Source organism: Spirosoma jeollabukense, assembly GCF_054777855.1.
In genome coordinates this window covers 107010-121823 of record NZ_BAAHAD010000006.1, presented here as the reverse complement: position 1 = coordinate 121823, position 14814 = coordinate 107010, and the positions used below count along the sequence as shown (strand labels likewise).

Here is a 14814-nt window from a genome sequence, read left to right as displayed (position 1 = left end):
GGTCCTTTGTTATATCCCGAAAACAATTAATTTCTACCCAATAAACCAGTTTCTGAAATGAAACAACTCAACGAAGTACAATCCAAAAACAGTGGCCCAAGTATGCCAGCGATCCCCTCGGTTGAACGCCGAATGTTTATGCGCCAGCTTGGTTTATTGTCGGCCTCAACAGCCGCCTTTCTTGCCTCGTGTACTCGGCCAACCGATGATTTGGTCAATCCGAACACCGGGCATGCCGGCGCGCGGGCGGGGGCCTCAATTCTGCCCGATGGGACTATTGATTTAGGCTCAGGTGACCTCGGCATCTCGAACCTGGCTTACGCCCTGGATCAGCTAGAGACGGCTTTTTATGCCACCGCACTCGAAAAGGCCAACGGGATTAGCCAGCAGGATCGTAAGGTCATTGCCGAACTACATGACCATGAACTGGTCCACCGCGAATTTTTCAAGGCTGTGTTAGACGGCAATGGCATTCCGATGCTGGACTTCGATTTCAGTGGAATCAGCTTTTCCGACCGCAATTCCGTATTTGATGCGGCTCAGCAATTTGAGGACGTAGGTATCGCTGCTTTCAATGGAACGGGTCCGCTGATTGAAGATCTGGAACTCCTGAAGATAGCTGGAAAACTGGTTTCTATTGAAGCCCGACATGCTACACTGGCCCGCTACATGCTTCAGCCAAAGTCATACTTCTCGCTGGGTCATGAATTGATCGACCCTCAGGGACGCGATTGGGCTTTAACGCCAGAGGAGGTCGTTAAGAAAGCCCAGCCTTATATCAAACAAAAAATCAGTGTTGCTAATCTTCCCAAATACTAACTCAGCCTTCGTATGAACTTGTTTAACATTTTATCAGACATAGAAAAAAGCGACGCTGAAGCCTACGAACGGGTGGAGTTTTCACGGCGGAAATTATTAAAAACAACGGCCTTTGCGGCTGTTGGTACGAGTGCCCTACTGACTACCACGCTTAACAAAGCGTTTGCGGCTGATGGCGACGTAGTGGATGTGCTTAACTTTGCCCTCCTGCTCGAATATCTGGAAGCCGAGTTCTACGCAAGGGGTCTTGATCAACCCGGTCTGATTCCGGGTAGTGATCGGAATGTATTTATGAAAATAGGCGAACACGAGAAACAGCACGTTGACTTCCTCAAGTCAGCGCTGGGTGGCCAGGCCATCGCTAAACCAGCTTTCGATTTCACCGCGGGTGGAAAATATCCCGGTGCCCTATCTGATTATGCAACCTTTCTGACGTTATCTCAAGCCTTCGAAGACCTGGGCGTACGGGCTTACAAGGGGCAGGCTCCCCGGCTGAAAGGAAATCGGGATGTCTTGCTGTCAGCCCTGAAGATCCATTCCGTCGAAGCTCGCCATGCGGCTGATGTCCGACTGATCCGTGGGTTACGGGTATGGACTTCAGAACAGGAGACGGGAGGTGCGCCAGCGGCCGTATATGAAGGGGAAAACCTGCTGTATCAGCATGATGCTGTCGATTTAATCTCGCTGGTAACCCCAAAAATTGTTCAGCGGGAAGGCAACCCTGAAATGACGACAGAGAAAATCGTTCGCGAATCGTTTGATGAACCTCTGACCAAGGAAAAGGTGTTGGCGATTGCCGGGCCATTCGTTGTCAGTGCCTAAAAAACTTATTACGTACCTGCGAATTACGTAGAAGGTCGTGCATAAGTAGTTAGCTTAATAAAAAAGGGAGTTCTGGCTAAGTAGTCAGAACTCCCTTTTTTATATTTTTAGACTAACTCTAACGGTAAATCTTTGTCGCAATCAGGCTTCTGTTACTTTTATGAGCCGTTTTACCGGAATGAGGATTGCGCTAAAAATTATTTGGGGCCGCGCACCGCTTCCAGTATTCCATAATCACAACAATGGTTTTTTCTAATTCATCCATTGTGGCTTGCTTGACAAAAAAGCCCTGTACGGATAAACTGTAGGCATCGATCACCATCTGCTGACTGACTGCTGTGGAAAAGAAGAGATAGGGGATGCACTTCACTTTTAGCCGGGCGTCCATATGAATTTTATCCCGTAGGGCAAACCCATTCAACTTCGGCATATTAATATCCGATAAAATCAGAAACGGAACTTCAGCCGTATTATCTAAGTAATCCAGTGCTTGGTGCCCATCCAGAAAATAAATAACTTTGTTTAGATACCCTAGTTTCTTGAAAACCAACTCTAATAATAACTGGTCGTCGAGGTCATCTTCGATGATGATAACCGGTCCATTTTTATTCATAGGTGTAAAAGACGTCAAATGAATGGATTGTCAAACCACAACGAATGAATAATAGCAATAACCAGTGGTTATGACTTAGCTAAGCAGAAGAAACGCCAGTTCGGGTAGGCAGATGAAATAAACTAATCGCTTCAGGTGAAAAAAGCCGATTTAAATTAACCGGCTGGCCCCTTTGATTGTTTAATTAAGTTGAACAGACATACGGAATAATGTCTCATGACTGATTAGCGATGAAAAGGACCGTTCCCTCATCATTATGGTTAGGATATGACTTACACGTCGGTTTAATTAGTTATACTCAGTACAAAAAAACATTTACACACTAGTACCCATTTATGCACTACGATTATGCCATTGTTGGAGCCGGTTTTGCCGGAAGTGTATTAGCCGAACGCTTGGCTACTCAGTCGGGAAAAACAGTTCTATTGATCGACAAACGTCCTCACATCGGCGGTAACGCCTATGATTGCCTCAATGAGGATGGTATTTTAATCCATCAGTACGGCCCGCATATTTTCCATACAAACTCCCCCGATATATTTACTTATCTGTCGCAGTTTACCGAGTGGCGGCCCTATGAACATCGGGTACTGGCATCGGTGGATGGGCAATTGCTGCCTATTCCCATCAATCTTGATACCGTTAATAAATTATACGGCTATAATTTTACTTCCGAGGAGCTGGCCGACTATTTCAAGACCGTAGGGGAATCCGTCGATGATATTCGTACGTCTGAGGATGTGGTCGTGAGTCAGGTAGGCCGCGATTTGTACGAAAAGTTTTTCCGGGGTTATACCCGCAAACAGTGGGGTGTCGACCCATCGGAACTGGATAAAATGGTTACCTCACGGATTCCGACCCGCACCAACCAGGATGACCGTTATTTTACGGACGAATTTCAGTTTATGCCACTTCACGGCTATACGAAGATGTTCGAAAAAATGGTGGCTCATCCTAACATCCATCAATTGCTCAGCACCGACTTCAAGCAGGTAAAAGACCAGCTTTCGTTTGATGAACTAATTTATACTGGTCCAGTCGATGAGTATTTCGACTTCTGCTATGGCAAACTTCCGTATCGTTCTTTACGATTCGATCATCAGACGATGGATGTGACGGATTATCAACCCGTATCGGTTGTAAACTATCCGAATGATCATGCATATACACGTATTACAGAATATAAGAAGTTAACCGGTCAGGAGCATCCTAAAACCAGCCTGACTTTCGAGTATCCGCAGGATGAGGGAGACCCTTATTATCCTGTGCCACGTCCCGAAAATGCAGAACTGTATCGCCAGTACAAGCAGTTAGCCGACCAGCAGTCTGGCGTTCATTTCGTGGGGCGGCTAGGTACGTATCGATACTATAATATGGATCAGGTAGTGGCCCAGGCCTTAACCTTATACAAAAAATTAGTTGGAGCGGGTTCGCTCCAGGATGTGATTGTGGGCTGATCTATCAAGACGACGGAAAAAGTTGCTGACCCTACTTATCATTGATCAATGGCAAGTAGGGTTTAGTCTTTTCGTAATTGCATACCTACGTATCGAATGAAGAAGTTCCTGCGTGAAAACGGGCTCTCGCTCCTGTTTACCTTCATTACGCTGCTAACCTTAGCGGGTCAGATCATTGTTGGATGGCATGAATTTAACAATGAGCTAAGTGATTACGGGCGGGCGCCCCTCACGTTGGGGGATTACCTCACCAGTGGTCATTGCATCGAAGCTGTTTTTGAAAATTGGGAAAGTGAGTTTTTACAAATGGGCCTGTACGTACTCCTCACGGTATCCCTTTATCAGAAAGGGTCTTCTGAATCCAAAAGCCTGGATAAACCCGAAGAAGTCGATCGTATACCCTCGCCAGCCCGAAAGGGTGCTCCCTGGCCCGTTCGTCGAGGTGGCTGGGTATTGAAACTGTACCAGAACTCGCTTAGTATCGCTTATTTTTTACTGTTCGGACTTTCCTTTTGGCTGCACGCGCTTGGGGGTGTTAAGCAGTATAACACTGAACAGGCGTTGAAAGGGGAAAGCGAGATGCTTAGCCTTTGGCAATTTCTGGGAACCAGTGAATTTTGGTTTCAATCGCTACAAAACTGGCAAAGTGAATTTCTGTCGGTTCTTTCCATTGTAGTACTGTCTATCTACCTGCGCCAGAAAGGCTCACCTGAATCTAAACCGGTTGATGCTTCGCATGCCGAGACGGGGGAGTAATCAAGGCTCATTCATCACTTATCAACGTGAAAAACCTGTATCTACTTCTTGGTTTGGTCACCTGGAGCCTACAGACGCTGGCTCAGCAAACCATTTTTAGTGTACCCTCATCTGATATAACCCCAAAACATAAAATACTGGCTCAACAGCAAGTCGATATCAATGGTGAACAACTACGTTCATCAACAACCGTTGATTTTGGACTGGGCCGAAACTGGGAAGTTGGATTTAATCTCTACAATGTAGATTATCAGCGTGAGCAGCACAGTTGGCTACGCAATGATACAACCATTCAGATGCCCTATGCGCCTTTACTGCTGATCAATGCGCAGAAGACGTTTGAACTGACAGATGCCCTGCACCTGGGCCTGGGTGGTCAGACCGGAATAAATTTGTTTCCAACAGGACATAGTTCCTGGGAGGGATGGGGCTATGCGAACGTGGGTGGCAGTTTTGACGATGAGCACTACCAGGCCGTCATTGGGGCATACGCAGGCAATCAGCGGTATCTGGCCGAGGGCTCGACGGTGGGTATGCATTTGGGAATTGACGCCGGCATATGGTACGAAAAAGTACACCTGCTGGGCGATTGGGCCACTGGTACACATGAATATGGGCAACTGGTGCTGGGAGTAGAAGTCTATCTGCACAAGCACCTGCCATTGGCCCTTGGCTGGCGTCGATCCAATCAGGACGGTAACCAGGGGGTAGTTGTTCAGCTAACGTATACGCCCAAATAAATACCTGCTGTTTCAGATAGGGTACGTTTCTGCCAGTAACTGCTTAAAGACCAGCGCATCCTGACGCATGTGTATGTTGTTAAAGAAAACGTACGCAGGTTTATTGACTGGCAATAACTCCGTTAACTCCGCTAATTCGGCTGGCTCATATTGATAACGCCACCCCTGCCGCCCGTGAAGCCGGAAGTAAACGTGTTCCGGGGTTACGGTCGCGGTGGTAAACGGATCAACCACATGCCACAGGTGAAGATCCTCACATAATGCCTTTATCAAAGATTTATCCCATGGGCCGCGAGGCTCCCAGCAACAGGCTAAGCCCTTTCGCTCAATGCGGGAGAAGAACTGAACCAGATTTTGAATATGCTCAGGCGTCTGGGTAAAGCTGGCCGGGGACTGAAACAGTACCGTTTTAGCGCCCAGCGCCTGAGCACACGCCAACATGAATTGCCAGGCTTCGTCAACAAGGGTAGTCGGTTTGAAATAGCCAGCTGCTGCCCGCTCAGGTTCCGAAAGGGTCCGTTTCAGCCGGTTATAGGTCGGACTTTTTGCCGGATGCGTAATGAGTTGCCAGGCTTTTAGCGTGAACTCGAAGTCAGGCGGCATCTCACGTCGCCAACGGTCCAGGGTAGCAAGCTGGGGCGGTTGATAAAAGGTTTGCTGGATTTCGACGCAGGAAAATAGCGCTGCATACGCAGCTTTCGAGCCACCCAGGCCACAGGTGCCAATTTGTACGTTGCTTTTCATCGTGGCTTACGTTACCCTATACTTCGTGCGTATGGCCCTGATTGAAGCAAACGCCGGGATTGACTGACGATACGGCCAAATTACAACCAGCTTCATGGTTATACAGTTACAGGAACAACCTGTTGGCTGAGAATACGTCCCATATGCCGCCAGGTCAGATCCCAGGATTGTTTCCGTAAAAACAGGTCCAGTGCTACGTTATCGCTGCCCAGTGGTTTTCGCAACGCCGACTCGATGCCCTGCTGGAAGGCTGATACAGAATCGGCAATAACGACCCGATCCCAACTACCGTAAGTCCGCACGACATCTCGAATGGGTGTAGATACAACGGGCAAGCCAGCCGCTAGATACTCCGGTGTTTTGGTTGGACTGATAAACCGCGTTGCCTCGTTGATAGCAAATGGCATCATGGCTACATCCCAATGGCTAAAATAAGCGGGCAATTCTTTGTAATTTTTCATGCCCAGGAAATGCAGATTTGGGCTTTCAGGCAACGTAGCAGGGTCTATTTTGACAATCGGTCCCAATAGGATAAACTGCCATTCGGGTCGTTGTTTCGCCAGTTCATTCAGTAAGGCCAAATTGAGTCGTTCATCAACAACCCCGCTGTAGCCGATTTTGGGGCCCTGAATCGCTACCTGATCGGCGGGATTATCATAACCTGCGTCAGAGGAGCACAAGCGAGCTTGAGCAAAGTGGTCATAATCGATGCAACTTGGAAAGGCATAAACGTTTGGATGACGCTTCTGCTTTGCCTCATACAGGCTGTACCCGCCGGTAAACACAACGTCTGCTCGGTTCAACAGCCGTTGTTCCTGTTCAATAAGTTGGGGTGAAGCCCCCAAAAAGGCTGATAATTCATCCATGCAATCATACAGAACCAACGATGGGCGAAGGTGCTCCGTAAACGGAAAGGCCATCGGCGTATAGTACCAGGTGATATAGTTGGTGATCTGCTGTTGGTCAATTAGTTGGTTGACCAGCTGCCGTTGTAATCGAATGGCGGTTTGTTCGTCGATGTCCCGGGGCAGGTGGGGCACCACAACACACAGGTTTTCGGATACCGACCGGATCTCCAGACGAAGCGTATCCTGCCAGATTGGTTCTTCTACGTACCAGACTTTACACTGACGAGCGGCCCGGCTCAGCAAATGCTGTGGACGCTGATAAACAAAGTTCCAGCGCAGATGGGCAAAACAAAGTATATGATCGAATTCAGGGCGTAATGACTCTACTTTCTTAAATGGGTCGTTGTTTACTAGTTGAGTTGATTTTTTAGTAAGTACAGATTGAGTTCGGCTTGCTTGCAAAGGAAGTGCCGAAATCCCGTTTAAAATATCGCTCATAGTCGAAAACGTTGAGTTTTGTTGGTCCTGCCTGGTTAAGGCCAGGCCTTATTGGTAGGTATGTATAAGCTCAACCAGGCAGTCCCGAATTTATCGTTACTTACCCCCGGCGAATGAGGAAACGGCCCCCTTACTAGGTCTCAAGTTTACTGACCAACTTTGTGCCTGCTGTTAACTCGGCGTTCGTTGACTTGGTCGCGATTCAGCACAATTTGTTTCCACCAACAACTGGGCATCAGGCTTCTAAAATTTGCTTAGTGGTTGTAATGAAGCGGGAAACGGATTCGGAACAACGTACCGCGACCGGTAATGCTTTCTATTTCAAGACTCGCCTTTAACAATTCGCATAACCGCTTGACGATTTGCAGGCCTATCCCTTCGCCCTGCCGCGTATGTTGAGCAATCTCTTTCAGTTCAGCGCTGTCCGGAATAGTCGGCACATGTTCTGGTAAAACAGCTACCGGTTCGCCCGCGTCAGCGGCCAGTACGCTGGTTGCTTCAACGGTAGGCCTGAGCTGATCGCCTAAGACGCCCGTTAAATTGGACGGTAAGCCTGGCCCCGAATCCTGAATACTGACTAGCCAACGGGCTTCGTTCTCTAACGACCAGGAAATGGATATAAAGCCGGCTGGGGTATACTTCAACGCATTCAGGAGTAGGTTTTGCACAATCCGTTGTAATTTGATCGGATCGGTTTCAACGGATAGCGAAGCGGGGCCATTGGCTCGAAGCACTAACCGGCGCTCACGGGCCAGTGTCTGCCCACTTTCTACAAGTTCGTTCAGTAAAAGAGCCACATCAACGGGTTGGATCTGAAGCCTTTCTTCACCTGCTTCAATTCGGGATAAGTCCATTAATTCCGTTAACATAACTTCCACACTGGCCAGATTTCGGCTGAGCATCCCTAAATATTGCTCCCGTTGCTCTTCGCTCAATCCTTCCAGTTTCAACATATAAGCTGCTCCGTTGATGATGCCCAGGCCACCCTGCAAATCGTGGGTGGATGTTCGTAGTAGATTCACCCGATCCTGCGATAATTCGGTCATTTGGGCAAGGGCTTGCTGCAGCATTGTTGCCCGCTGAACAGCTTCCAGCCGTTGTAACTCATCAAATTTAGAAATGCTGCCTTCCATGGTTTCCTGCATCACCCGGGCAACCTGTTGATGTACCTGAAGCAAGAGCGTAGTCTCCGTCTGAGGAAAAAGCCCTTGAAATACCGCCAGTTCATTATACAGCACTTGGGTTAAATGGGACAGCTCCCGCATTGTGTTTAGGAGATCAAAGGATTTTTGCCAACGGTGTAGGCCGTGCGCCTGGGCTGTAATGGCAGGATCAATGCCCGGTTCCTTTCCCAGCAAACGTGCTTCAAGAATATCTAAAATAAGCGGTAGAAGATTATTGAATTCTTCCCGGCTAAGCGACAAACCTATATCCAGGGTTGGGTCGGCCTGGCAAGTGGTCCGCCAGTTATTTAAAATTGTTTCCCGTTGCGCAAATAAGTAGGAAACGATAGCCGACAAAGACTGGGGCAGATCAGAGAAAATAGGTTTCATAAGAGTGTAGTAAAAGACGGGTTCATCGTTAAGATGGCTTGATCATACACGTTATTAAAACAGCGCTGGCAGCCTTAAGAAAGGTAGATGACCGTAATAATAACTGACAACTCAGCTAAGTAGTTGATGGCTGATTTAATTTTCTTGACTGGTCAATACTAATTCCGACAACCTTACGCCCGTGTCAATCAGTACTTATCGGTAAAGGAGTATCGTCTCTTTCCGCTACGTGAAGATCCATAGCCCGGTGAGAACAGGAACGCAGTACAGCTATAGCCAAAGTACCGTTGCCTTATTAATGAGATAGCTGATGCGCTACGTAAGGAGGAATAGAGTTTGAACGTAACGAACCCTCGCCTGAGGAGTTCAGTTCGGCGGATGAAATACAAGGCTAGTCGCCGTGATTAGCTGCACCAGGGTTATCCAAATCGGAAGATGGTGACTGGAAGGACGAGACTGAAACAGGTGATCGTTCCTCCGAAAAAACGGGTAACCACTAAGTTTCCTAACGACAAAATCAACTAAAAGTTAGAGCCTATGCTTGCTATGAATTACCGGGGGCCGTTTCGAGTTCGGGCCGCCCACAAGCCTTATCCAGAAATACTTCACCCCGGTGACGCGATTGTTCGGGTCACCCGTTCCTGCATCTGTGGGTCGGACCTGCACCTCTATCATGGGCTTGTTCCCGATACTCGGGTAGGCATGACGTTTGGCCACGAGTTTATCGGCGTCGTCGAAGAGATTGGCTCATCGGTTCAGAAACTGGCGGTGGGTGATAATGTCATCGTTCCCTTCAACGTCGCTTGTGGAACCTGTGCTTTTTGTAAGCAGGGCCTTTTTGGCAATTGCCATGAATCAAATCCGCAGGCTACAGCCGTGGGTGGTATCTTTGGGTACTCACACACAGCCGGTGGCTATGATGGCGGGCAAGCTGAATTTGTGCGTGTGCCTTATGCTGATGTAGGGCCAACAATTATTCCGGACTGGATGGATCATGATGATGCCGTTCTGTTAACCGACGTAGTACCGACAGGCTATCAGGCTGCCGAGATGGGCGGAATTAAGCCGGGTGATACGGTCGTAGTGTTCGGCGCTGGGCCCGTGGGTATTATGGCTGCCAAGTGTGCCTGGTTGTTTGGTGCTGGCCGGGTCATTGTTATTGACCACCTGGAGTATCGGCTTGACTTCGTCCGAAACTATGCTCATTGTGAAGCCTATAACTTCCGGTCAATGGAAGATCCCGTTTTATTTATCAAGAAAACGACTGACTGGTTTGGCGCGGACGTTTGTATTGATGCTGTAGGTGGAGATGCCTCCGGCAGTCCTTTACAAACCATTACGGGAAAGAAACTATTACTACAGGCAGGCTCGGCCACCGCGCTTCACTGGGCGATAAACTCGGTTAAAAAAGGCGGTATCGTGTCAATTGTAGGCGTGTATGGGCCCACTGATAATCTGGTACCCATTGGCAACGTAGTGAATAAAGGTATCACTATTCGGGCCAATCAGGCGTCGGTTAAACGGCTGCTACCCCGACTGATCGACCATATACAGGCTGGCCGTCTTGATCCCAAGGCCATCATTACGCATCGGGTGCCTTTAGAAGAAGTTGCCGATGCCTACCATATTTTTTCGGCTAAGCTGGACAATTGTATCAAACCTATTCTTATTCCCCCTTCCGCCAGAAAATAAACTGTCAAATCATGGAACAGATTCCAAACGAGTATTCGCATATAAATGGGTGGGGAATAGACGCTGACCCGAAAAATGAGCCCACTTACCCAATGAAAAACTATACGGGCGACGATCACCAGCGGATTAACTGGGAAAGGCCCCCGCTTCAGGAAGTAACCGTGGAAATACTTAAATCCAACGAGCGGCCAAATCTTACTGCCGTTTTTGGTACGTCTGCACCACCTTCCGGCCTGAGCGGTGCCATCCGCCGGTACGCCTTCAAATCGTCGGAGTCGGAATATGGCCACTGGCTCCCCTTACTGCTGGCTGATCGGATTAACGTAGTGGAGGGGATCGTAGATGATCTGCGACAAGGACATATACCGAATATTTTCGCTGAAAAGGGCTGGAAAGCGGACTGGAAGTATAATCGCATGGGCTTGGCCAAAAACGTACTAATCGGGGTTGCTGTCACCACCGCACTGGTAGTTCTGGTAAATCGAAACAAGAGAAAATCAACCCTGTAGAGAGACGGGCGTAATAGTGCTACTAAATCCCTGTATGTATGAAACTTAAGACGATTGTTGATCAGCTTCAACACGAAACGAAAGTAATTCAGGGTGAGGCTACCAAAGATATGACGTATGCCAGTCACGCTACGTTCCCGAACGAATTGGTGGCCGAAGAAGCCTTTGCCCGCTCTGTTGATAAACTACTGAATGTGAACGGCTGGTCGGCTCTTTCCAGCATTTCGGCAGACTTTGCGCTCTACGATTCGGCTGGTAAAGCCAAACTGGATAGACCAGTCGATGTAGACGATTTTGTTAAAATTATATTGCCCGGTCCAGCGCCAGGAAATTGGGTACGGGTTACCCATAAATCCATAGACAAAAAACGAGCAGAATTCACGGTTCAGCCCTGCCCGGATCCATTGGCCAACAAGCCGGACCAGATTGAACACTTTTTCAATCAGCAGGCTCGCAGCACATTTCGGGTCGAATTAGTGGGGTGTACCCTGAGCGCCTTTGAAATTGGCCAGCAGGAAGCGATTAACAACCAACAGCCGCAGGCCGGAGAGCGCGCTCTTATCAACACATTCATTGCAGAGACAGGCTGGCTATTTTACCAAAAAATCCAGTGGAAACTGCTGACGGATTACCTGGTGCATGTATAGGTGCTGTATACAGATTCAGGAATCAAATGATTTTTCGCTTGCGTTTTGGCTTTCGAATATTGTTTCAGGGCCATTCACAGCTGTACCTGAAAGGAATCGGAAGCAAGCCTTTATAAAGCCATCTGCCGATATATAACAGGAAAGATTCTTTTTTTAAGAGTCCTCCCGTTATATATCGGCAGATGATAATAGGGCATTGGTTTATAGCCGTAACACGGCTATAAACCAATGCCCTAAATAAATATAGTAGGCTTAATACTCGTATTTAATGCCCATTTTCTTTGCCATATCAGCAAATACCTGGGGATCAAAATCATCAGCGCCCGGGGCATTAAGTTGAGGCTCTTCCTCTAAATCAGGAACCGGATAGCCGGGAATGGCTCCCTCGATTACTACGCATTCCTGTCCGTCATCGGGATGGGGACCATTCCAGATAAGGCCTGCCTGCTTGTAATCATCCTGGCTAAAGGTGTACAGCTGCAAATGCAGCTTTTGATCCATAAACTTCCTGGCTTCGGGAAAAGCATTATTACTTAAATCCGGAATTGGTAGAAGTTTAGTGACTTCTACACCGGTGAGTTTTTCCAGCGCTTTAGCATAAGCTACAATGTGTAATCCACCACGTACCAGCAAATAACCTACCATTGTGCGAGCCGTTGGGTCTGATACCATTTCGTAAGCACGCATTTTGTTGCCCCGCGCACCGCATTCCAGAAAGAAATTGTGGAGCAGATCCAGTTTCAAATTGCCGCTGCTAAATACATTCTGTCCACTCCAGAAATTACCCATCGAGTCGACAGGTAAGGATCCTTGTCCACTGGCAATATAATGATACGTATTGCGGGCATTAGCGGCATCGGCCAACGGGGCTGTAACGGGATCGAATCCCCGTTTGGTTACACCTGTCAGGAGCAGATTAATGGCGTAAGATACCACCTCGATATGGCCGTATTCTTCGCCTGCAATACTGGCGATTACATCGTAAAAGGGACGAATCTTCTTCCGACCCCGAAAGTTAAAAGATTGAAAGGTGTAGTTCATCAGCGTTGACATCTCGCCGAATTTACCTCCTAGTAGTTCCTGAATGGCTGCAGCATCGTTAGCCGATGGGTTCTTGGGTACGGGCAGCTCAATAGGAAGCCGGTCCATCTTTAAAATCATAACCTTATGGTCTAGTTAAGAAGTCTGGAACACTTGTCCATCAACGCAACCTGCTCCACTTGCCTATAGTTTGGAAAAAGCTGTTTCCTGTGAGGCAATGGGCCTGTTTCTCAAAAGACGTATTCGTCTCAACAAATGATAAACACGTTTAACCTATAAGAGGTGGTGACGTAGTTGTCACCACCTCTTATAGGTATAAAAAAGCAGATTGTAGTCGGGTTTGGCGAAGACTACTGCAGTTGAGCGGCTTTGAGGTTGACCGAACTCATCGCAATGTAAGTGAGTTTCTGATCGGCCGCTTTCTCTTCTCTCAAGGTGGTCTCCAGTAAATTGGCAATCTGCTCGAGGCCGGTTTGCAGGGCTAGGGTTCGCGCCGTACCATAACTGGCAATCTCATAGTGTTCCATCTTCTGAGCAGCGCCAATGATGGCAGCATCTGCCAGGGGGCCATCTTCTAATTGATCCAGTAAGTCCTGAGCTTCTTCAACAAGCCCTTGCATGGCCATACAAGTCTCCCCATCGGGGTCAATACCTAACTGCTTGGCAATCTGTTCCAGGCGGGTTAACTGGCTTTCCGATTCCCGTTGATGGACCTGCATCGCCTGCCGAAGCTGATCGCTTTGGACTCGTTCAACGAGTTGGGGCATCGCTTCCAGCGCCTGTTTTTCAGCAGAATACATATCCTGAATGGTGTGCTCAAAAAAATCATCCATTGTTTCCATACGTCGATTGTCAAGTTTATTTGTTTGCGTTGACTCTAGGACAACATCGATACAAGCTATATGGCTATCGGATGTGAGGCAGTGGTCCTTTCTCTAAAAACTCGTTTACGTAGCGTTTACATAGATAGCCGGAGCCTGGTAGACGGCATGGCTCGACTTATGGAAGGGCAGCCAGGGAAAGAAAGGGAAGTTTATTTTTTGCCGGAAATATCAGATAACACGATGAACGTAGTCCTTCAAAAAACCATTAGACGTAGTAGTTGGATAGCTCTCTGGTTGATGCGAACCTACTCAACAAAATGAGTTACTGACATTATAAAAATAAGAAACCAGGTTCACCAATGTTGAAAAGCGTAACCGTTGGGCAATTTGTCTCAACATTAACAGGATAACCCTGGTTACAGCCTCTGATTGATCAACGTACCATGATTCAGATTACCTCCTGGTTTAACCTAGGCTTGACAGCGCTCTTGTTTTTTATAGCCATTTTTGGGCGTTACGTCCTGTTCTCACTGGCCTTCTGGTGGCTCTTCTCGAGAGATAAGAATGCCCGGCAGACTCACCAGGCTATTCAGGTGCGTCCTGTTAAAACTGGTCAGCATTGGCGTGAGATTGGCTGGTCGGTGCTGACCTCCCTAATTTTTACGGCTATAGCCTCAGTCGTTATGGTGGCTTATCAGCACGGGTACACGAAAATTTACACCGACATCCATGCCTATGGATTAGTTTGGTATCCCATCAGCATCGGTTTGGTTTTACTCATCCATGAAACCTATTACTACTGGCTTCATCGGTGGATGCACCGCCCTGGCGTCTATCGGTGGGTCCATAAAGTTCATCATGATAGCCTGACGACTTCCCCCTGGACGGCCTTTTCGTTTCACCCGCTTGAGAGTACGCTACAAGCGCTGGTCATTCCAGCGTTGACCTTTGTATTACCCTTGCATAGTACGGCTGTTGGTCTTATTCTGATCATCATGACCTTTTCCGGGGCAATCAATCATTTAAATACGGAAATATATCCGCATGCGTTTGATCGACACTGGCTGGGCCGCTGGTTAATTGGAGCTACCCACCATAGCCTGCACCACAGTCAGTTCCGCTATAACTTTGGTCTCTACTTTACGTTTTGGGATAAATGGATGAATACCGAAAGTCCGGATTTTCACCGACTCTTTACCCAGAAAAGCAAGAAGGGCTCCGGTTGAATTTACTAGTCAAATACAGAATTGT

15 protein-coding genes are annotated in these 14814 nt (G+C 47.9%); 9 read left to right on the top strand and 6 right to left on the bottom strand.

Annotated elements, in window-relative coordinates; translation table 11 throughout:
• The first annotated feature begins 57 nt into the window (after positions 1 to 57).
• Together ACYVEA_RS21805 and ACYVEA_RS21800 are read left to right on the top strand one after the other, a co-directional pair.
• Positions 58 to 819 (top strand): ferritin-like domain-containing protein, encoded by a 762-nt coding sequence (locus tag ACYVEA_RS21805; protein WP_461115560.1) that lies wholly within the window; start codon positions 58 to 60, stop codon positions 817 to 819.
• A 12-nt stretch (positions 820 to 831) separates the two neighbouring features.
• Positions 832 to 1641 (top strand): ferritin-like domain-containing protein, encoded by an 810-nt coding sequence (locus ACYVEA_RS21800; protein ID WP_461115559.1) that lies wholly within the window; start codon positions 832 to 834, stop codon positions 1639 to 1641.
• Between the two features lie 190 nt (positions 1642 to 1831).
• Here the strand turns inward: ACYVEA_RS21800 and ACYVEA_RS21795 are convergent, their stop codons facing one another.
• Complete coding sequence (locus tag ACYVEA_RS21795) at positions 1832 to 2254, bottom strand: response regulator (protein WP_461115558.1); 423 nt, start codon at positions 2252 to 2254, stop codon at positions 1832 to 1834.
• A gap of 335 nt (positions 2255 to 2589) precedes the next feature.
• Between ACYVEA_RS21795 and glf the strand changes: the two genes are divergently transcribed.
• The 3 genes from glf (at position 2590) to ACYVEA_RS21780 (ending at position 5207) form a co-directional block, all read left to right on the top strand.
• Positions 2590 to 3711 (top strand): UDP-galactopyranose mutase, encoded by a 1122-nt coding sequence (gene glf, locus ACYVEA_RS21790; RefSeq protein ID WP_461115557.1) that lies wholly within the window; start codon positions 2590 to 2592, stop codon positions 3709 to 3711.
• Between the two features lie 96 nt (positions 3712 to 3807).
• Positions 3808 to 4467, top strand: coding sequence for a DUF6766 family protein (locus ACYVEA_RS21785; RefSeq protein WP_461115556.1), 660 nt, complete (start codon positions 3808 to 3810; stop codon positions 4465 to 4467).
• Positions 4468 to 4493: 26 nt separating this feature from the next.
• A complete protein-coding gene (locus ACYVEA_RS21780) occupies positions 4494 to 5207 on the top strand; it encodes a dsRNA-binding motif domain-containing protein (protein WP_461115555.1) in 714 nt (237 codons plus the stop codon).
• A 12-nt stretch (positions 5208 to 5219) separates the two neighbouring features.
• Here ACYVEA_RS21780 and ACYVEA_RS21775 read toward each other — a convergent pair whose 3' ends face one another.
• The 3 genes from ACYVEA_RS21775 to ACYVEA_RS21765 form a co-directional block, all read right to left on the bottom strand.
• The gene (locus tag ACYVEA_RS21775; RefSeq protein ID WP_461115554.1) at positions 5220 to 5951 is read right to left on the bottom strand and encodes a DUF72 domain-containing protein; all 732 of its coding nucleotides are present in this window, start codon (positions 5949 to 5951) and stop codon (positions 5220 to 5222) included.
• 98 nt (positions 5952 to 6049) lie between these two features.
• Complete coding sequence (locus tag ACYVEA_RS21770) at positions 6050 to 7297, bottom strand: glycosyltransferase (protein WP_461115553.1); 1248 nt, start codon at positions 7295 to 7297, stop codon at positions 6050 to 6052.
• Positions 7298 to 7551: 254 nt separating this feature from the next.
• Entirely contained in the window at positions 7552 to 8850 is a 1299-nt protein-coding gene (locus tag ACYVEA_RS21765) for a sensor histidine kinase (protein ID WP_461115552.1), read from the bottom strand.
• 537 nt (positions 8851 to 9387) lie between these two features.
• Between ACYVEA_RS21765 and ACYVEA_RS21760 the strand changes: the two genes are divergently transcribed.
• From ACYVEA_RS21760 to ACYVEA_RS21750, 3 genes are read left to right on the top strand one after another with little or no spacing between them, the layout of a single operon-like run.
• A complete protein-coding gene (locus ACYVEA_RS21760) occupies positions 9388 to 10542 on the top strand; it encodes a zinc-dependent alcohol dehydrogenase (protein WP_461115551.1) in 1155 nt (384 codons plus the stop codon).
• Between the two features lie 11 nt (positions 10543 to 10553).
• The gene (locus ACYVEA_RS21755) at positions 10554 to 11051 is read left to right on the top strand and encodes a hypothetical protein (protein ID WP_461115550.1); all 498 of its coding nucleotides are present in this window, start codon (positions 10554 to 10556) and stop codon (positions 11049 to 11051) included.
• 38 nt (positions 11052 to 11089) lie between these two features.
• On the top strand, positions 11090 to 11698 hold the full coding sequence (locus ACYVEA_RS21750; RefSeq protein WP_461115549.1) for a hypothetical protein: 609 nt from the start codon (positions 11090 to 11092) through the stop codon (positions 11696 to 11698).
• Positions 11699 to 11950: 252 nt separating this feature from the next.
• Here the strand turns inward: ACYVEA_RS21750 and ACYVEA_RS21745 are convergent, their stop codons facing one another.
• Entirely contained in the window at positions 11951 to 12859 is a 909-nt protein-coding gene (locus ACYVEA_RS21745) for a manganese catalase family protein (protein ID WP_461115548.1), read from the bottom strand.
• Between the two features lie 230 nt (positions 12860 to 13089).
• The gene (locus ACYVEA_RS21740; protein ID WP_461115547.1) at positions 13090 to 13581 is read right to left on the bottom strand and encodes a ferritin-like domain-containing protein; all 492 of its coding nucleotides are present in this window, start codon (positions 13579 to 13581) and stop codon (positions 13090 to 13092) included.
• A gap of 425 nt (positions 13582 to 14006) precedes the next feature.
• On the opposite strand from ACYVEA_RS21740, the gene ACYVEA_RS21735 reads away from it, so the two are divergent.
• Positions 14007 to 14789, top strand: coding sequence for a sterol desaturase family protein (locus ACYVEA_RS21735; protein WP_461115546.1), 783 nt, complete (start codon positions 14007 to 14009; stop codon positions 14787 to 14789).
• Positions 14790 to 14814 lie beyond the last annotated feature (25 nt).